Raw genomic sequence first — 18,531 nt, forward strand, 5'->3', positions numbered from 1 at the left:
CCTGAATATAGGTTTATCTCAGCTAGTGGTTATTGCAAAATTATATATGCGCTTCTTTTTAATCCCCTGATCTCTAATAAGATAATAGCAGCGACAAGAGTTAGTAACCTTGTGAGAAAGGTTTAATTTTTGAAAAGTCATTTGCATTTTAACACAAATTGGAAACTTTTAATTAGCTTTCAATAAATCAACCCAGATCTACACAAAAAGAGCGCAATTCAAGACTTCGGAACGCGCTCAATTAGCTAGGCATCTATGGTCCTACACAAAATTTACTGTGATATTCTTTTTGATTATCTATTACCTGGTATTGATTAAGATACTTGATGTCACTATTAAATTGATGATTACCAAAAATAGAATCTAGCAATTAATATCAGATAAAGAGTTGCTGGGATTAATGCTACGATAATCCCCCACGCCCTGGTGATACGCTTAAGCTGCAAAGCAAAACCAAGAGACCATACTATTAAAGGTAAAAGAAATATGTAATTATAGTCATTATCACTCTCACCCATTCCACTTAACCCCCAAAATATAATTGATAATGGGATGACTATAAGTCCCGATATCACAAAGTAAATTAACCTTTTCCGTTTATTCATAATGAGAAGGGAATTCCTCCTTGCTAATGTTTTAAACATAAAGCTCATAATCTCCAACCTTACATTAACATAAATATCCAATTTCATTGAGGTCATTTAAATAAGTGGCTCAATTCAAGCAAGTCGGCTTCTATAAACAATGTCTAATAAAAATAAATTACTCACATCCATTCCAATTACTTACGCCGGAAATGAGGCCTTATACGGGTAACTCAGTATCAAGTTAATTTTCAAAACAGCATTAACTACTCATTCAATTAAAATAGAAGGGCTCGATACTTTCCACTCCAGAATCCATATTTTTGATTTTAAGTTGATTCTTTCTTACTTCTTCCTCACCAATGATAATTACATTACAGAAATTTTCTTTATTTGCTTTATCAAGTGCTTTACCTAATTTCTTGTTGCTTAATTCCAACTCAATTTTAAAACCTTGTTTTCTAAACTTACTTGCCACAAGTAACGATTCCTTAGGTGTACCTAGTGGGATTATATAGTAATCTATATCAGTATTCTCTTGTGTCTTTAAAAATTTACTTAAAGCAGCATGAAGAACATCTAAGCCAAACGATATACCCACTGTTGGAAATTTCTCATTTGACTCAATAAGACCTCCTATTGCATTATCGTATCTTCCTCCACTACCTATACTCGAATTTATGGATCTGTCAGTCAAAAAGATCTCGTATATTGTACCTGTGTAAATCTCTAAACCTCTTGCTAAAAAAGGATTGAAAATACACTGTTCTTTAATACCAAGAATGTCTAAAAAAGCTTCAAGCTCTTTTAACTCGTTTAATCCTTGATTCACGAACTCATTTCGTTTTGCAAAGGATTCAAAATAGTTAATAGTGGTGTTTTTTTCATCAGTCAAAAAAGCTCTTATGTGATCAATTATTAAATTGGCTACACCTCGTGTAGACGTCAAGTTGAATTTTACACTTTTTGCTCGTTTCCCTTTTACACTTCTGCTTAAAAGATGCTTTTTCTGTTTTTCATACGATAACTTTCCTCATTCTCTCCGCCCTGTATAACTTCCACACGATGGAGTAAACGATCTAAAATCGCTGTCGTAATCCCCTGATCACCAATCAGATTCCCCCATTCCTCTGGACTTTTATTTGAGGTTAAGATGATCGAACTTCGTTCGTATAAATGGTTAATCAAATGGAAAAACAGATTTGCCTCTCGCTGATCCATCGCCATGTACATCAAATCATCAATAATCACAAGGTCAGCGTTTCTCATTCGTTTCAGTTGTACCTTTGATTTGTTCAGATATTCTTCCGTCTTTAAGAGCTGTACAAGCTCACCCATTGTAGCGAAGTAAACGTTGAATCCTCTGGAAACAGCTTCGAGACCCAGTCCAATTGCGATGTACGTTTTCCCAATGCCAGGTGGCCCAAGAATAATTAGGTTATACTGCTGTTCCAGCCAGCTTAATTCTCTGAGTTGTGTTAGCTGGCGGGCAGTCAGCACGTTTTGACCATTCAGTTCAAACTCATCTAATGACTTCACGAAAGGGAATCGTGCCCATTTCATTCTTTTTTCAAAGCTTTTGGCTTCCCGTTTTGCTAGTTCATATCGCGTAATAGATTCTAAGAATTCTAAGTAGGTCCATGAAGATTTTTCAGCTTCGCGAAGAAGCTGTGGAAGCTCCTCCGCAGTTTCTGATAGACGTAACTGACGAAATTGATCTTGTAATTCATTCACGGTCTTCTTCATCATGATAGACCTCCTAATATGCTGGTATAAGCATTTATAGAACGGGTAGAGGTCTTAATGTGACTATATTTTGCGGGATAGGTATAAAAGGATTTTGCCTCTTTTACCGGCTCATGAGGCAATCTATTAATGTGCTTGGCCATATCACGAAAGTCATTTGCACTAAACAGCTTTTCTCTCATACACTTGGTCAATACGGTCTCGATTACCGTTGGATACTGTTTGATGACCTGATGAATGATCGCAAACTGGTCTCGACGATACCTTGGGTATCTTTGGCTGATCTCATCAAAGTAACCAGATGCCTGTGTTTTATTTTCAAAAAAGGAGATCAAACGTCGTTTAAACTCTTCAACACCTTTGGATCGATCACGGATATGATTGCGATTTTGAATGAGTTTCCCTTTTTCTAAGCTGATAACGTGTTCCGCAATGATTTCACTTTCTGCTTCTTTTCGAATCACGAGCGTCGGTGGTTCTTCACCTGTAACTTCAATCAAAACATGGTTATCAGCGTTTGTTTGATAAGTCCCGAGAGGGACGGAATATCGATTGGACTTATACCGGATTGTATTGTCCTTGCTTACACTTCTTGTTATACTTTGATTATTGGTACTTTCATATGAAAGTAGGGAAGAGACTGGCTTTAAGTGTTGCTTTTCGACGAGAAACACTTCAGCTGGTCTTTTTTTTGTTGTCTGATGAACTTGATAATTTCCGGTACGCATTAGCCATTGTAGCCCCCGCTGATTCCAATCCTCTATATCACTGAACACTCGACTGTCTGCGAAATTACCTTTTATGTACTTCACTACATTTTCAATCATACCTTTAGACTCCGGATCAGCTCTTCTGCACAAATGAACCTTAAACTTACGTTCATTCACATAACTTTGAAACTCAGCTGTTAAAAGCAGCTGTCCTGCATTTTCACTCACTGTAATTAAGTGATCCTGATCGTATACGATTTCTTCTGGACATCCTCCATAGAATTGAAATGCATTTTCATGACATCGGATCGCATCTCTCGTGGTAAATGGCCTTGTTTGCCATTCCATATACTTCTGTCTGGAGTGAGCGAGGACAAACGCAATGAAATACAACTTGATCTCTTTGCTCTCCGTTGTCTTCTGTTTTGTTTCACCCCAGTCTACCTGAAGTTGTTTCCCCATTGGTTGTTCAGGTATTGCTTCGTATTGGCGAACCGTTACCTTCTTCTCAATCTGGTAGAATTCCCTGATATCTTTAACATATGATCTCACCGTACTTCCACCGACCGCCAGGTTCGGGTATCTCTCTAGAAGCCAATCATGTATTTGTGCAGCACTCAAGTGAGGGTATTCTTCTAACCAGGCAAGGATCCAGTCTTTGTAGCTGTCTAATTTCTTTTTCTTCCCAATAGGCAGTTCTGTATAAGCTTTTGCTTCATCAAAAGTCATCTCTAAATATTTATAGACAGTTGGTCTTGAGATCTTAAGCTCCTTAGCGATTTGTGCTACTTTAAACTTCCGTTTATATAGGTCCTTAATTTTTAAATACAACACTAATTTCTCCTCCAAAATCCTAACCCCCAGTAAAATAACGTCACCAACTATTTTACTAAAGTATTAGGTTGATAGAGCAAAAGTGTAAAATCCTATCAAGCGAAAACTGTCAACTTTATTCTAGCGTTTACAACCACTTATGGTGGTGGGTTTATCCGCGGGAAGCAGGCTACCAAAAAGGACCATACTTTCTCAAAATTACAGTTAATGATAAAGACGTTACAAGTCAATTTGATACCGATGAATTGATGTGGGAGTCTGTTAAGCTGTATGCACCGGGGACAGAATTTACGACGGTCTCTGCAAGTTCAACGATTAAAAATATGTATGCACTCTTAAGTCCGTCACCGAATTTACACATTCGCCGACACCCAACGGTTTACCAGGAGGATATCCTATTGTTCTGAGTAATAAAGGAGCAGAACTTGCATTACCAGAAGGAATTACGGAAGACGAGGCGATTCAAATCAATGAAGAGTCTGCTAAACTTGATGGAATTGAGAGAGTGGAGTCTGATGGTACGGTAGTCTTTGCAAATTACGCACATGAGATTTTGAAGGATATGATTGGATTTGATTGAAAGTCTTTCAAACCAGAAGATAGTTATGAAATTGGACTTGAAATGATGGCGAAGTACAAAGAGTTTGCAGCGTAAATTGTTTTTTAAACAACTTTAAAATATGATTTCCTTATTAATGACCCGAGCGCTATTCTGTAACTAGGATTAGCGCTCATTTTTTATTTGAGGGTCATTTTGTATTACTGAAGGTAATAATCTTTTTCCATTTTGTGTTAAAATAAAGTGAATTTTCATATTCTTCAAACGAGGAGGGGATGACAAATGATTGAAGGGCCGTTTCTCGTAGCCATTGTACCAGGGGCACTCGTTATCTTGCTTACTTGGTGGTTTAGAAGATTAAACTTTCCCTTATTTGTACGACTTACGCCAAGCATTCTAACCGTCATTGCCGCAATCATCTTGTTCTACATTGGATTCGTAAACGTCAGGGGATTTGAAGGAGCAGCCTACTTAATTCTGGCTTTCTTTTTGATTTTTTATGCCATAGTGTCTTTTATTATGGCAACTAAAAAGAAGCCAGTTTCAAGGAGAGAGCGGTGATCTGAGAATACGAAACCAGAGTGTATCCATTTCGTAGTATATAAAGGAGTTAAGTTGAAAGTTTAATGGAAAAGAGAACGCAAGAGAAAACCTTTATTGTATGTTTACTTAATTAATGACGTTAGCTGCTTATATAGGATCTGAATTCCCTTGTTGTGGTTGTGTTTCTTTAAGGGAGGCGATTTAGTATGTTGTTATTTTTGCTTGCACTTTTATTAATATGTGGTGGGTGGCTTTGGTTTTCTTATAACCACAAAAATGAAAAGTCACATTTATTGCTATTCATAATTACCATTGGAGCACCTTACCTTAATTATTACATAGGGCTTCAATACGCTGCTTATCTAGGTAGTCAAGGAGCGGGTTATGTTACAGGGTTCCTGACACTTGTTCTTTTTGCTAATAGTATAATTATGATTATATCAATAGCAGTTAGTACTGCTAGGAAAAACAGAGGAAATACAGATGGTTGAAAGTAATACATTTCAAATTCCTTAGCTTGTCCTAAGCTTGTCCTAAGGAGAAGTATTGTTCATTTAAGTTATCTTGAAAATCAATTCTGTTAATGGTCATATTGCTGAATATTAAAAAGGAGCTAATTCATCGAGTATATTTTAGAAGTTCAAAAATATATATCATTTATTCTAATAATTTTTGTTCTGTCGAGTCGTTTAACAGATCTTAGGCAAACAGACGTTTTAACTGAATAACACAATCAGGAACTGCTCAACTCTCTGTAACAATGGTCAGCGTTCTTTTTATTTATAAGGCCAAATTTTGGAGTAACGAATTGTGAAGGTGATTTTCTTGAAATTTGGGGTGATTTTATAGAAACAATTAGATGTTTACTTTATGTAATAAAGCAATCGAACTATTCAAATATTAAAGAGCTATATCAAAACAAAAAGGTAAGAGAGTTTCTTGGAGGCGTCAGAAAAGAAGATTCTATTCACGAAATACTAAATGAAATGCTTAAATCTGATGATGGTTCGTGGTATTGGATAATAAAAGATAAAAAATTAAACGGATTTATAGGCTTGGTATCGCTGACTCCTCATCATAATGGCGAAGATATTGAAGTTTCTTATCAACTTCTTCCGAAATGGTGGAGAAACGGTTACGCCACTGAGGTAGTAAGTGAGGTAATGAATTTTGCCTTTGAAAAATTAAAAGTTAGAAGTGTCGTTGCTGAAACACAGACTGCAAATCTCGCTTCTAGAAAACTCCTAGAAAAGTTAGAAATGCAATTAGTCAATACATTTCGGAGGTTTGGTGCAGAACAATCCTTTTACACTTTAGACAGAGATTCATAATAAGAATTGTTTTACGTATTGAATAACTCTTTAGGTGAAACATGGGAAATTAAATATTGTTAAACTAAAGGCCTTATAACAGTTATTAGAGGCTGCAAATTTTTCCTTTTCCAAGGAAGAGTCTCAATATATTCACCTTAATCTCATTTTATACAACCTTGTTTACTAATATCGCCAATGTTGAACCATAAGACATGATTTCGGGAAATAGGAACTTTCTGTAAAATCAATCGTAGTTCTATTAGTTGCATTATTTCGGGAGGTTGAAGGATGGACAAAAGTTATTCCTCGGGAGCAGAGAAAACAACTGGGTTGGTATTAGGAAGTTTATCCCTTGCGTTAACTGGTAGTATTGTTTTTTGGTATTTAGGAAATCCAACACAGTTTATAGAGCAGCGCTTGGGAGTAAACTCTGAGGCTTTTAATAGTGTAATTGTTTGGTTATCTGCTTTCATCATTGCAATCGGATATATCATGTACACTGTAAAAGCCATTCCTTTTGTAAGAGAACATTTATTTACCTTTTCATGGCTTAAAGTAATTGGTATATGGGCGGCATTTGCATCGAGTATTGTGGAAGAAATCTTATTTAGACAAGTATTGATGGATTGGCTAATGAGCTTAAATTATGGAATCATTGTACAAGTAGTAGCTTCAGCTCTTATTTTTGGCTTAGCGCATGGTGCCTGGGTTCTTCTTAGAGGTGAGTTTAAAATTGCTCTACCAGTGATTCTGTCCACCACCATACTTGGCGGCTTACTTGCTATTTTATATTTGATAGCCGATCGAAATTTATTAGCACCCATTGTGGCTCATATCATAATTAACTTATTTATCGAGCCGTGGCTTATTCTTTCCGCAGTTACAGGTAGTTGGGATAAAGAGAAGAAAGAAGATAAATTAGTTAAATAGAAACGAAATTACCATATCGATTAAAACTCTCGCGAAACAGTTAATAAAGTAACTCAGTCTTATACTCATGTAGTTTTTGCATTTTAATTGGAGAGGGTGGTATTATCTCAGATTACATAATGGAATTACGGAAAAAAGTCGGTTCTATGCCTTTAGTTGTAAGTGTAGCAGGATGCTTAATAATTGATAAACAAAACCGGATTTTGTTACAACACCGAACAGACAATAATTTGTGGTCGCATCCTGGAGGTGCTGTAGAACTTGGTGAATCAGTAGAAGAAGCCGTTGAAAGAGAGGTTTACGAAGAAACTAATCTAAAGATACAACATATTGAATTATTCAATATCTATTCTGGGGAATCGCAGCATTATATTTATCCTAATGGCGATGAAGTTTACTTTCTAAATGTCATTTATGTGTGTAGAGATTTTATTGGTGTTCCAATTTCAAATGATAATGAGAGTAAGGAAGTGAAATTTTGGGATATAGATAATTTACCACAGATGACGCCTTCTAACAGAAAGATCTTAAATGATTTTAAATCGTACTTGGGCAAATAGAGAGTCTTTATCACTTGTTTCATTCCGGAGAAAGGCGTGGTTGTAACATACATCGCTATAAAGAGTAGTTTTAAAATAAGTTATGGGAATGTTTGAAAAAATTGGGGATTTGGAGTATGATACATTACAAGAAAATTGAGGTGAACAAAATGCCGTATAATATTTTTATTTACTGTTCACAACTCCATCATCATATGTATTAACCTTGCTATTCGATTTAATTATCGCATATAGGAAGGTTATTTATCATGAACCGCATTTGATTAAGTTTCACGCTTAAATCAAGTGCGGTTTTTTTATACTCAAATTATTGGAGGTATAGCAATGAAAAAAATGAATTACCAAAACGTAAAAGGAACACAAGATTATTTGGGGGATGCCGAAATAGTAAGAAGAAATATAAAAAGAACATTAGAAGATGTATTTATTCAATATGGTTGTAAACCACTAGAAACACCTATTTTAAATTATACAGGATTGCTTGCTTCTAAATATGGCGGGGGTGCAGAGATATTAGAAGAAATGTATACGTTAACTGACAGAGGAGAAAGAAATTTAGCCTTGCGATACGATCTTACTATCCCTTTTGCCAAAGTGGTGGCAATGAACCCTACTATAAGAATGCCCTTTAAAAGATACGAAATTGGAAAAGTATTTAGAGATGGACCAATCAAAGAAGGAAGGTATCGAGAATTCACCCAATGTGATGTAGATATAGTAGGTGTGGAGTCTCAGATAGCTGAGGCTGAACTAATGAGCATGGCACTGGTTGCTTTTAATAAGCTAGATGTAGGTGTGACTATTCAGTATAACAATAGAAAGTTGTTAGTCGGAATGCTTGAGGAATTTGGAATGAAAGAAGAAATGACTAGTAACGTAATATTAGTTTTAGACAAGCTCGAAAAAATAGGAGTAAATGCCGTAATTTCTGAACTTATAGAGCGAGGTGTAAACGCTAGAATAAAGTTGACAGTTTTCGCTTGATAGGATTTTACACTTTTGCTCTATCAACCTAATACTTTAGTAAAATAGTTGGTGACGTTATTTTACTGGGGGTTAGGATTTTGGAGGAGAAATTAGTGTTGTATTTAAAAATTAAGGACCTATATAAACGGAAGTTTAAAGTAGCACAAATCGCTAAGGAGCTTAAGATCTCAAGACCAACTGTCTATAAATATTTAGAGATGACTTTTGATGAAGCAAAAGCTTATACAGAACTGCCTATTGGGAAGAAAAAGAAATTAGACAGCTACAAAGACTGGATCCTTGCCTGGTTAGAAGAATACCCTCACTTGAGTGCTGCACAAATACATGATTGGCTTCTAGAGAGATACCCGAACCTGGCGGTCGGTGGAAGTACGGTGAGATCATATGTTAAAGATATCAGGGAATTCTACCAGATTGAGAAGAAGGTAACGGTTCGCCAATACGAAGCAATACCTGAACAACCAATGGGGAAACAACTTCAGGTAGACTGGGGTGAAACAAAACAGAAGACAACGGAGAGCAAAGAGATCAAGTTGTATTTCATTGCGTTTGTCCTCGCTCACTCCAGACAGAAGTATATGGAATGGCAAACAAGGCCATTTACCACGAGAGATGCGATCCGATGTCATGAAAATGCATTTCAATTCTATGGAGGATGTCCAGAAGAAATCGTATACGATCAGGATCACTTAATTACAGTGAGTGAAAATGCAGGACAGCTGCTTTTAACAGCTGAGTTTCAAAGTTATGTGAATGAACGTAAGTTTAAGGTTCATTTGTGCAGAAGAGCTGATCCGGAGTCTAAAGGTATGATTGAAAATGTAGTGAAGTACATAAAAGGTAATTTCGCAGACAGTCGAGTGTTCAGTGATATAGAGGATTGGAATCAGCGGGGGCTACAATGGCTAATGCGTACCGGAAATTATCAAGTTCATCAGACAACAAAAAAAAGACCAGCTGAAGTGTTTCTCGTCGAAAAGCAACACTTAAAGCCAGTCTCTTCCCTACTTTCATATGAAAGTACCAATAATCAAAGTATAACAAGAAGTGTAAGCAAGGACAATACAATCCGGTATAAGTCCAATCGATATTCCGTCCCTCTCGGGACTTATCAAACAAACGCTGATAACCATGTTTTGATTGAAGTTACAGGTGAAGAACCACCGACGCTCGTGATTCGAAAAGAAGCAGAAAGTGAAATCATTGCGGAACACGTTATCAGCTTAGAAAAAGGGAAACTCATTCAAAATCGCAATCATATCCGTGATCGATCCAAAGGTGTTGAAGAGTTTAAACGACGTTTGATCTCCTTTTTTGAAAATAAAACACAGGCATCTGGTTACTTTGATGAGATCAGCCAAAGATACCCAAGGTATCGTCGAGACCAGTTTGCGATCATTCATCAGGTCATCAAACAGTATCCAACGGTAATCGAGACCGTATTGACCAAGTGTATGAGAGAAAAGCTGTTTAGTGCAAATGACTTTCGTGATATGGCCAAGCACATTAATAGATTGCCTCATGAGCCGGTAAAAGAGGCAAAATCCTTTTATACCTATCCCGCAAAATATAGTCACATTAAGACCTCTACCCGTTCTATAAATGCTTATACCAGCATATTAGGAGGTCTATCATGATGAAGAAGACCGTGAATGAATTACAAGATCAATTTCGTCAGTTACGTCTATCAGAAACTGCGGAGGAGCTTCCACAGCTTCTTCGCGAAGCTGAAAAATCTTCATGGACCTACTTAGAATTCTTAGAATCTATTACGCGATATGAACTAGCAAAACGGGAAGCCAAAAGCTTTGAAAAAAGAATGAAATGGGCACGATTCCCTTTCGTGAAGTCATTAGATGAGTTTGAACTGAATGGTCAAAACGTGCTGACTGCCCGCCAGCTAACACAACTCAGAGAATTAAGCTGGCTGGAACAGCAGTATAACCTAATTATTCTTGGGCCACCTGGCATTGGGAAAACGTACATCGCAATTGGATTGGGTCTCGAAGCTGTTTCCAGAGGATTCAACGTTTACTTCGCTACAATGGGTGAGCTTGTACAGCTCTTAAAGACGGAAGAATATCTGAACAAATCAAAGGTACAACTGAAACGAATGAGAAACGCTGACCTTGTGATTATTGATGATTTGATGTACATGGCGATGGATCAGCGAGAGGCAAATCTGTTTTTCCATTTGATTAACCATTTATACGAACGAAGTTCGATCATCTTAACCTCAAATAAAAGTCCAGAGGAATGGGGGAATCTGATTGGTGATCAGGGGATTACTGATCAGGGGATTACGACAGCGATTTTAGATCGTTTACTCCATCGTGTGGAAGTTATACAGGGCGGAGAGAATGAGGAAAGTTATCGTATGAAAAACAGAAAAAGCATCTTTTAAGCTGAAGTGTAAAAGGGAAACGAGCAAAAAGTGTAAAATTCAACTTGACGTCTACAGTGGTGCGCAACCAAATGGACTTTTACTAAATCCTGTGGGACGTTCAAATTACGAGCAACATTGACTCGAACTGATGGCTCGATCAATTCAACATTTCCAATTCCTATTGTTAGCATATCCTTCGTAAATTCATGCCCCATTGCTCTTACCTCACTCCTGAAGAATTTTCACGAGAGCAACAGTATTCGTATGTTCTATTAATGGATCGCTACAGCCCCCTTATCATCACTTGCACAATATGTTACTCTAATATATTCGAAAAATAGGACATAAATCCGAATAAATTGGGGGTTATTTAACAAATGTTATAAAAACAATGTCACAGAAAGAGGCGAAAAGATGACAAGAGCAATAGAAGCGATTACGAGTGTTGTAAGAAGTTTGGTCGACGATGAACCAAAACAAATCCCATCTTTCGTAATGGTCACCGTATTACTAGACTTATCATACTGGATATAGTTTCCTTTGAAATAAAGCACATCTCCGTAATCAGACACCCCCAAAAGCAGACCAGATCCATTTGTGAAAGTATCTTCTTTTATAGCTAACATCAAGGCAATATAAATCAAACATAAAAAGACCGGAATTCTATACGCTAACGAATTCTGGTTCAGTCAACGCGCCCGTTTGAAACTGAAATAAGTTACTTCGTACTATTTTAAATACCCCAGCTTACTCATTACTTGCCAGAAGTGCGAGTTGTTCATTAACGTTTTTATTCATGACACCACCATGATAACAAATAATTGTTTCAATATCGTAGTGAGTAAGTTTTTCAATGGATGATTTTGCCTCATCCATATCAATTGTTGTTTCTGATGCAGCAAGTTGTAACTGTCCGTCTATAATACATACCGCATCACCAGTAACTAGTGTTTTACTCGGTTGGTGGTATAAACTGATATGCCCTGGTGTATGTCCAGGCGTTTCAATTATTGTTATGCCGCCACAATAAGAAAGTTCATCACCTTCCTCAATAGTTTCATTGACGGGTACACTAACGTTAAATTGTTGTCTAGATTGAGCCATGCTCTTTCTAAACTTTTCTGGAAACATTGATAAAAATTGAGGCAATCGCTCAGGTGTAAGTTTCATCAATGTTTTGTCACCTTCAATATAAGGTTGCTCTTTTTTATGTGCGTAGATTTCTACAGGATGAGGGACATAATTTATAACATCTCGTAAACTACCAATATGATCAAAGTCTTGATGTGTGATGATAATCTTTGTTATTTCCTTTAAAGATAAACCTATTTTTTCAAATTCATCTTGAATACATTGCAATTGATTGGGTGTACCCGTGTCTCCTTTATTCCGGAAATGCGCCCGTTCGTAATATAAGGTTAGCCAGATTTTTTACTGGTTGACCTTTTTTAATATGGTCTTATTATTAACGGTAGTCGGGGTAGAACGTAGCGCCCGTGGGGCTAAGATCCCGTCCGCAAAACTGTTCACCCCCTACTTGTATAAACGTGTTTCAGGCTGGTTGGGACAATGATCCCGTTTAACAAGCGAACCTACGACGTTACAAGAAGCCTTAGGGGATACCGACATTACGTACATTTAAAGGAGGAGAAATCGTATGAATCCAGTCATTGGTCTGGATGTTGCCAAAGGGGAAAGTCAGATTCAAGCGTTTTTAGATAAGGGAGAGCCTTATCGTAAAAGTTTTAGTATCCTGCATAATGTTAAAGAGCTTAATAAATTTCTTGACTTCTTAAAGGAGATTGAGTCTCTAGCTGGGGGAAAACCTTCGGTTATTTTGGAATCGACTGGACACTACCATACTCCTATTATTCAATTTTTAGAGGAACAACAATATATGTATATTATTGTTAATCCATTGATTGCACATCGAGCGAAAAGTTCAAGTTTGCGAAAGGTGAAAACAGATGCCATAGATGCCTACAACCTGTGTGAGCTTTATTATAAAGAGGAACTGGAACCTAGTAAGAAAAGAGGGATCCGCCTCTTAAACCTTCGTAATCTAACAAGACAGCACGAAACTATTTCAAGTGTAGCAGCACAAACCAAACTACAACTTCAATCGATATTGGACCAAGTATTTCCTGAATATAGAGGAGTATTTGGGAACCTGTATTCAAAAGTTTCTTTACAGGTACTTTTAATATTTCCAACATCGAAATCAGTTTTAAGTGTCACTGGTCCTGTCTTAGCAGATAAAATAGCTTCACTATATAAGAGTCGTTCAGATAAATGGGCTAAGGAAAAGGCAAAAAAGCTACGAGATGCAGCAATTCGTAACCCATTTCAAAATAACTTGTATCAAAGTCATATTATTAACCTAGAAATAATGATAAATATTGTTCTTCAATACCAAGAGCATCTATCAAAGTTAGCTGCTGAAATAGATGCCCTTGCCAAAGAAGTTGAAGAATATGAATTAATCCAATCTATCCCAGGTATCGGAGAAAAAATTGCGGCAACGATAATTTCTGAAATTGGTGAGATAGAAAGGTTTAATCATCCCAAAAAGCTCGTTGCATTCACTGGAGTCGATCCTAGTGTGTACTCCTCTGGTAAGTTTACAGCTTCCGTAAACCGTATTACCAAAAGAGGATCTAGCAGATTAAGACAAGCTCTATTTATGGCTGTTCAATGCGGAATACGAGACGCTCGTAAAAAGAAAACAAGCGTGGAAATCATTCCACGTAATAAAAGATTAAGAGAATTTTACGATAAGAAACGCGATGAAGGTAAACCTTTTAGAGTAGCGATCATCGCTTGTGTTAATAAGCTTTTACATTGGATTTTTGCAATGCTTAAAAGTAATACAACTTTCCTAGATATAGCTTAAAAACTATATTAATCAATTTAAATACAAAATCTTCCAACCAGAGCATAACGGAAGGTTATTTGGCATGTTCATTTTTAGTATAGCATGGAAAACTTAAGATTTTTAATGAAAAATGTTGACAACTATTAGCTGGTTTTGCTTAATACCAATTATTTCAAAACCGGAGAATTAACTCAATCCCTTCATTTCATAAAATATAAAAAGCACGCCCTCTAAAGAGCGTACTAACTAAAAGTATTTGCTATATAAATCCTGTCTCAACTTACCACTAAGTTGGGCATATATTTTCGTAGTCTCACTCTTCTCATGACCAAGTAAACTCTGAATGACTTCAAGTGGTGCTCCATTGTTGATCATATGAGTCGCATAACTATGTCTTAATTGGTGCGGATGTATGCTCTTCTTAATACCAGCTCGACTAGATATACGCTTAATGATGTATCTCATCAGGTCGATACTCATCCTTCTTTTAGGCTTTCTCTCCGTTATAAATAAGCAGGGATCTTGGTCCTCACGTTCGTCTAGGTAACGCTTCAACCAAAGGGAGCAACGAGTATTGAAGTACACTTCCCGTTCCTTATCCCCTTTTCCATGTACAATAACAGAGTTTGTGGTGAAGTTAATATCATTACGATTAAGCTTTACAACTTCTCCAATGCGACAACCGGTTGAATAAATGAATTCAAATAATGCGTTTTCCATAGAGTTTTGGCAAGCTTCTCTGAGATGTTCAATTTCGAGTTCGGAAAGAAACTTTGGAATTCTCTTCCCAAGCTTTGGCTCTTTCAACTTAGCTGCAGGATTTTTATGAATGAATCCCTCGTCAAAAGTCCATTTAAATACGGATCGAATACACCGAATCCGATGCCCCAAACTTGATGGTTTTAAATGTTCTCCTACCTTTACCAAATAGCCTTTTAACTGATCTGTAGTTATTTCATTTAAATCCATATCGCCAAAATATCGCAGTAACAAATTGTACTGAAAGCTATACGTTTTTAACGTTAAAGGTGAATATCCCTCAATCTTTTTGTCAAGGTGGTACTTCTCCCAAGCTTCCGATAAATACATATGCTTCACCCTCTCCCAGGTTACGAACCAAGTAATCTTGATTCTAGTATGGCTAGGAAGAGTAAACTTTATACTAAAGTTATTCAACAATCTAATAGATTCTCCTTATGGTCAAAGTCTCGAAACCATTGGGAAACATGAAATTAGGTACTTTCCTTGTTCAGGAAAAACACCATGTTTACGGAAGATATCTCTTAGATTTCTGCACGAAATGTTTTCCCTAATTCATCACCAAGTCCAAAGTAATGACGGAAATTATAAATTAACGGACTCCACTTGCTTGGGTCAACATGATGATGATCCATAATGATATTTTTATGAGCATGTACATGAACAGCTTGTACTTCCACAATACCAAACACTGGATTATGCTCTGGAATCCTAATGTTTTTTACTTGTGCTTCTATTTGTAAGGGGCACTCATCGATACGAGAAGGCTTTACCGTTTTGGATTCCTTTGGTGTTAACCCTGAGGCGCTGTATTTATCTTTTTCATAGCAAAATCCCGAATCCTGTTTAGAGTCGGGAACAGGATTACGTCCTGTGAAAGGCGCTAGTGCTTCTACATTTCTCCATAACGAAGGGTCTGGAATATTAACCACGCATTCAGGCTCCCTTTGCAAGTTTTCAATAGCCTTTCCTCCTAATCCAAAGCCCATTACAATACAGTCTCCAAGCCCCCATGAAGAAGAAATAGGCGTAATATTCGTTGTTCCATCCTCATTAAGAGAATTAAGTAAGACCACGGGAGTGCCGTAATAAAGAATTTTTGGCTTAATTTCCTGGTCTCTTTGTGACATGCTATTTTGAATCATTTATATCCCCTCCTGTCTTGGACCATTGGATACCCTTACAAGGAAAAAGGTGGCCAGAGTGATGGCCTTGTAAGAACTCCCAATGATGTATATAGTATAATCTTGTAAAACTACAACATTGATCGAAATATGAATGTTAGAAAAAATATTGTGACTTTTAAAATTTTGCTTTATGATCGAAGTATGATTGCAAGTAGGGGGGAACCAAAAATGAATACAAGTCCTAATGTAGCAGAGGTTGCTTCCATTCTTGGAGAGCCTTCTAGATCTTTAATCCTAACAAGCCTAATGGATGGACGTTTCCATACGGCTACTGAATTAGCCTATATGGCAGGAATTAAGCAGCAAACGGCAAGTTTTCACTTATCCAAGTTAATGAAAGCTAATTTAATCGTTATGGAAAAGCATGGTCGCCATAGGTATTATCAAATTACTGATGGTGAAGTAGCTCAAATCCTAGAGTCTTTCCTAACCCTCTCACGCCCCCCAGAAGTACGTTCATTGAAGCAGTCTAATCAAATGAAAACACTTAAATCAGGACGTACTTGTTATGACCACTTAGCTGGTGAATTAGGAGTGAGTTTGACTGAGTCCATGGTCCAGGAAGGACTCATTGAAAAAGCTGACAAGGAATTCATGGTTTCTTCAAAAGGGGAAAAGTTTTTCGCGGAATTTGGATTGGATATTTCTACATTACGTGAAAAGCGACGTTCCTTCTCGAGAGTATGCTTAGATTGGAGTGAACGACAACATCACCTTGCAGGAGCATTAGGTCATGCAATTGCCATAAAACTTTTTGAAATGAATTGGATAGAAAGAATTCCATCCAGCCGTGCGGTCAAAGTAACTGAAAAAGGAAAGGAAGGCCTTAAAAAGCAATTTAATATGAAGTTCTAAAAAACCAAGAATCGGTCTTTATTTTTCATTCTAATCCTTTGATAACACCTGATAAAAAGGTACCCCATCCTTTAATCAAAAGGATGGGTTTTTCATTTAAGATGAATTGATCTTCCATTAAAGCGCCCGTTCGTAATATAAGGTTAGCCAGATTTTTTACTGGTTGACCTTTTTTAATATGGTCTTATTATTAACGGTAGTCGGGGTAGAACGTAGCGCCCGTGGGGCTAAGATCCCGTCCGCAAAACTGTTCACCCCCTACTTGTATAAACGTGTTTCAGGCTGGTTGGGACAATGATCCCGTTTAACAAGCGAACCTACGACGTTACAAGAAGCCTTAGGGGATACCGACATTACGTACATTTAAAGGAGGAGAAATCGTATGAATCCAGTCATTGGTCTGGATGTTGCCAAAGGGGAAAGTCAGATTCAAGCGTTTTTAGATAAGGGAGAGCCTTATCGTAAAAGTTTTAGTATCCTGCATAATGTTAAAGAGCTTAATAAATTTCTTGACTTCTTAAAGGAGATTGAGTCTCTAGCTGGGGGAAAACCTTCGGTTATTTTGGAATCGACTGGACACTACCATACTCCTATTATTCAATTTTTAGAGGAACAACAATATATGTATATTATTGTTAATCCATTGATTGCACATCGAGCGAAAAGTTCAAGTTTGCGAGAGGTGAAAACAGATGCCATAGATGCCTACAACCTGTGTGAGCTTTATTATAAAGAGGAACTGGAACCTAGTAAGAAAAGAGGGATCCGCCTCTTAAACCTTCGTAATCTAACAAGACAGCACGAAACTATTTCAAGTGTAGCAGCACAAACCAAACTACAACTTCAATCGATATTGGACCAAGTATTTCCTGAATATAGAGGAGTATTTGGGAACCTGTATTCAAAAGTTTCTTTACAGGTACTTTTAATATTTACAACATCGAAATCAGTTTTAAGCGTCACTGGACCTGTCTTAGCAGATAAAATAGCTTCACTATGTAAGAGTCGTTCAGATAAATGGGCTAAGGAAAAGGCAAAAAAGCTACGAGATGCAGCAATTCGTAACCCATTTCAAAATAACTTGTATCAAAGTCATATTATTAACCTAGAAATAATGATAAATATTGTTCTTCAATACCAAGAGCATCTATCAAAGTTAGCTGCTGAAATAGATGCCCTTGCCAAAGAAGTTGAAGAATATGAATTAATCCAATCTATCCCAGGTATCGGAGAAAAAATTGCGGCAACGATAATTTCTGAAATTGGTGAGATAGAAAGGTTTAATCATCCCAAAAAGCTCGTTGCATTCACTGGAGTCGATCCTAGTGTGTACTCCTCTGGTAAGTTTACAGCTTCCGTAAACCGTATTACCAAAAGAGGATCTAGCAGATTAAGACAAGCTCTATTTATGGCTGTTCAATGCGGAATACGAGACGCTCGTAAAAAGAAAACAAGCGTGGAAATCATTCCACGTAATAAAAGATTAAGAGAATTTTACGATAAGAAACGCGATGAAGGTAAACCTTTTAGAGTAGCGATCATCGCTTGTGTTAATAAGCTTTTACATTGGATTTTTGCAATGCTTAAAAGTAATACAACTTTCCTAGATATAGCTTAAAAACTATATTAATCAATTTAAATACAAAATCTTCCAACCAGAGCATAACGGAAGGTTATTTGGCATGTTCATTTTTAGTATAGCA

The 18,531-nt window shown here is 36.9% G+C and carries 16 protein-coding genes and 2 pseudogenes; 11 read left to right on the plus strand and 7 right to left on the minus strand.

All coding sequences use genetic code 11. From position 1 onward, the window contains the following. Nucleotides 1–858: 858 nt before the first annotated feature. The 4 genes and pseudogenes from G6R08_RS22350 to istA (G6R08_RS06345) all read right to left on the minus strand — a co-directional run bounded on the left by G6R08_RS22350 (nt 859) and on the right by istA (G6R08_RS06345) (nt 3,874). Nucleotides 859–1,185, minus strand: a complete 327-nt coding sequence (locus tag G6R08_RS22350) for a His/Gly/Thr/Pro-type tRNA ligase C-terminal domain-containing protein (protein ID WP_338035452.1) — start codon at nt 1,183–1,185, stop codon at nt 859–861. Between the two features lie 36 nt (nt 1,186–1,221). Continuing rightward, nucleotides 1,222–1,548, minus strand: a pseudogene (locus tag G6R08_RS22355) (ATP phosphoribosyltransferase regulatory subunit); the annotation flags it as partial. A 29-nt stretch (nt 1,549–1,577) separates the two neighbouring features. Next, nucleotides 1,578–2,330, minus strand: a complete 753-nt coding sequence (istB, locus tag G6R08_RS06340) for an IS21-like element helper ATPase IstB (protein WP_079526737.1) — start codon at nt 2,328–2,330, stop codon at nt 1,578–1,580. Next, on the minus strand, nt 2,330–3,874 hold the full coding sequence (istA, locus tag G6R08_RS06345) for an IS21 family transposase (RefSeq protein WP_163531148.1): 1,545 nt from the start codon (nt 3,872–3,874) through the stop codon (nt 2,330–2,332). Before istA (G6R08_RS06345) ends, istB (G6R08_RS06340) begins: the two co-directional genes overlap by 1 nt. Before the next feature lie 841 nt (nt 3,875–4,715). Between istA (G6R08_RS06345) and G6R08_RS06350 the strand changes: the two genes are divergently transcribed. From G6R08_RS06350 to istB (G6R08_RS06385), 8 genes and pseudogenes are all read left to right on the plus strand, one after another. Further along, nucleotides 4,716–4,994: a hypothetical protein gene (locus G6R08_RS06350; protein ID WP_205439398.1), complete on the plus strand. Its 279-nt coding sequence runs from the start codon at nt 4,716–4,718 to the stop codon at nt 4,992–4,994. A 188-nt stretch (nt 4,995–5,182) separates the two neighbouring features. Beyond that, nucleotides 5,183–5,467, plus strand: a complete 285-nt coding sequence (locus G6R08_RS06355; protein ID WP_163527211.1) for a hypothetical protein — start codon at nt 5,183–5,185, stop codon at nt 5,465–5,467. 384 nt (nt 5,468–5,851) lie between these two features. Further along, a complete protein-coding gene (locus tag G6R08_RS06360) occupies nt 5,852–6,307 on the plus strand; it encodes a GNAT family N-acetyltransferase (protein ID WP_275897949.1) in 456 nt (151 codons plus the stop codon). Nucleotides 6,308–6,577: 270 nt separating this feature from the next. Further along, nucleotides 6,578–7,219: a CPBP family intramembrane glutamic endopeptidase gene (locus G6R08_RS06365; RefSeq protein ID WP_163527212.1), complete on the plus strand. Its 642-nt coding sequence runs from the start codon at nt 6,578–6,580 to the stop codon at nt 7,217–7,219. Between the two features lie 146 nt (nt 7,220–7,365). Next, complete coding sequence (locus G6R08_RS06370) at nt 7,366–7,779, plus strand: NUDIX hydrolase (RefSeq protein WP_163527213.1); 414 nt, start codon at nt 7,366–7,368, stop codon at nt 7,777–7,779. Between the two features lie 333 nt (nt 7,780–8,112). After that, a pseudogene (locus G6R08_RS06375) lies at nt 8,113–8,757 on the plus strand (ATP phosphoribosyltransferase regulatory subunit); the annotation flags it as partial. Nucleotides 8,758–8,858: 101 nt separating this feature from the next. Then, nucleotides 8,859–10,403 carry an IS21 family transposase gene (istA, locus tag G6R08_RS06380; protein WP_163531148.1) on the plus strand — a complete coding sequence of 515 codons (1,545 nt, stop codon included), beginning with the start codon at nt 8,859–8,861 and terminating at the stop codon, nt 10,401–10,403. Beyond that, nucleotides 10,403–11,170 (plus strand): IS21-like element helper ATPase IstB, encoded by a 768-nt coding sequence (istB, locus tag G6R08_RS06385; protein WP_163531154.1) that lies wholly within the window; start codon nt 10,403–10,405, stop codon nt 11,168–11,170. The genes istA (G6R08_RS06380) and istB (G6R08_RS06385) overlap by 1 nt, the downstream gene beginning before the upstream one ends. 729 nt (nt 11,171–11,899) lie before the next feature. On the opposite strand, the gene G6R08_RS06390 is transcribed toward istB (G6R08_RS06385), so the two are convergent. Then, nucleotides 11,900–12,580, minus strand: coding sequence for an MBL fold metallo-hydrolase (locus tag G6R08_RS06390; protein WP_275897950.1), 681 nt, complete (start codon nt 12,578–12,580; stop codon nt 11,900–11,902). A 229-nt stretch (nt 12,581–12,809) separates the two neighbouring features. Between G6R08_RS06390 and G6R08_RS06395 the strand changes: the two genes are divergently transcribed. Then, nucleotides 12,810–14,045 carry an IS110 family RNA-guided transposase gene (locus G6R08_RS06395; RefSeq protein ID WP_163527216.1) on the plus strand — a complete coding sequence of 412 codons (1,236 nt, stop codon included), beginning with the start codon at nt 12,810–12,812 and terminating at the stop codon, nt 14,043–14,045. Between the two features lie 228 nt (nt 14,046–14,273). Here G6R08_RS06395 and xerA read toward each other — a convergent pair whose 3' ends face one another. After that, nucleotides 14,274–15,116, minus strand: coding sequence for a site-specific tyrosine recombinase/integron integrase (gene xerA / locus G6R08_RS06400; RefSeq protein WP_163527217.1), 843 nt, complete (start codon nt 15,114–15,116; stop codon nt 14,274–14,276). Nucleotides 15,117–15,310: 194 nt separating this feature from the next. Further along, nucleotides 15,311–15,931: a flavin reductase family protein gene (locus tag G6R08_RS06405; protein WP_163527218.1), complete on the minus strand. Its 621-nt coding sequence runs from the start codon at nt 15,929–15,931 to the stop codon at nt 15,311–15,313. A 210-nt stretch (nt 15,932–16,141) separates the two neighbouring features. On the opposite strand from G6R08_RS06405, the gene G6R08_RS06410 reads away from it, so the two are divergent. Together G6R08_RS06410 and G6R08_RS06415 are read left to right on the plus strand one after the other, a co-directional pair. Further along, nucleotides 16,142–16,828 carry an ArsR/SmtB family transcription factor gene (locus G6R08_RS06410; RefSeq protein ID WP_163527219.1) on the plus strand — a complete coding sequence of 229 codons (687 nt, stop codon included), beginning with the start codon at nt 16,142–16,144 and terminating at the stop codon, nt 16,826–16,828. Nucleotides 16,829–17,210: 382 nt separating this feature from the next. Beyond that, nucleotides 17,211–18,446, plus strand: a complete 1,236-nt coding sequence (locus G6R08_RS06415; protein WP_163527220.1) for an IS110 family RNA-guided transposase — start codon at nt 17,211–17,213, stop codon at nt 18,444–18,446. Nucleotides 18,447–18,531: the final 85 nt, after the last annotated feature.

This window comes from Halobacillus ihumii (genome assembly GCF_902726645.1).
Taxonomy (GTDB): Bacteria; Bacillota; Bacilli; order Bacillales; family Halobacillaceae; genus Halobacillus_A; species Halobacillus_A ihumii.

What these genes read in the sequence shown, in the direction of transcription:
- G6R08_RS06350 (WP_205439398.1), top strand. Translation starts at nt 4,716, where the DNA reads ATGATTGAAGGGCCGTTTCTCGTAGCCATTGTACCAGGGGCACTCGTT.
- G6R08_RS06370 (WP_163527213.1), top strand. Translation starts at nt 7,366, where the DNA reads ATGCCTTTAGTTGTAAGTGTAGCAGGATGCTTAATAATTGATAAACAA.
- G6R08_RS06355 (WP_163527211.1), top strand. Translation starts at nt 5,183, where the DNA reads ATGTTGTTATTTTTGCTTGCACTTTTATTAATATGTGGTGGGTGGCTT.
- G6R08_RS06365 (WP_163527212.1), top strand. Translation starts at nt 6,578, where the DNA reads ATGGACAAAAGTTATTCCTCGGGAGCAGAGAAAACAACTGGGTTGGTA.
- G6R08_RS06415 (WP_163527220.1), top strand. Translation starts at nt 17,211, where the DNA reads ATGAATCCAGTCATTGGTCTGGATGTTGCCAAAGGGGAAAGTCAGATT.
- istB (WP_079526737.1), bottom strand. Translation starts at nt 2,330, where the DNA reads ATGAAGAAGACCGTGAATGAATTACAAGATCAATTTCGTCAGTTACGT.
- istB (WP_163531154.1), top strand. Translation starts at nt 10,403, where the DNA reads ATGAAGAAGACCGTGAATGAATTACAAGATCAATTTCGTCAGTTACGT.
- G6R08_RS06410 (WP_163527219.1), top strand. Translation starts at nt 16,142, where the DNA reads ATGAATACAAGTCCTAATGTAGCAGAGGTTGCTTCCATTCTTGGAGAG.
- G6R08_RS06405 (WP_163527218.1), bottom strand. Translation starts at nt 15,931, where the DNA reads ATGATTCAAAATAGCATGTCACAAAGAGACCAGGAAATTAAGCCAAAA.
- G6R08_RS06395 (WP_163527216.1), top strand. Translation starts at nt 12,810, where the DNA reads ATGAATCCAGTCATTGGTCTGGATGTTGCCAAAGGGGAAAGTCAGATT.
- xerA (WP_163527217.1), bottom strand. Translation starts at nt 15,116, where the DNA reads ATGTATTTATCGGAAGCTTGGGAGAAGTACCACCTTGACAAAAAGATT.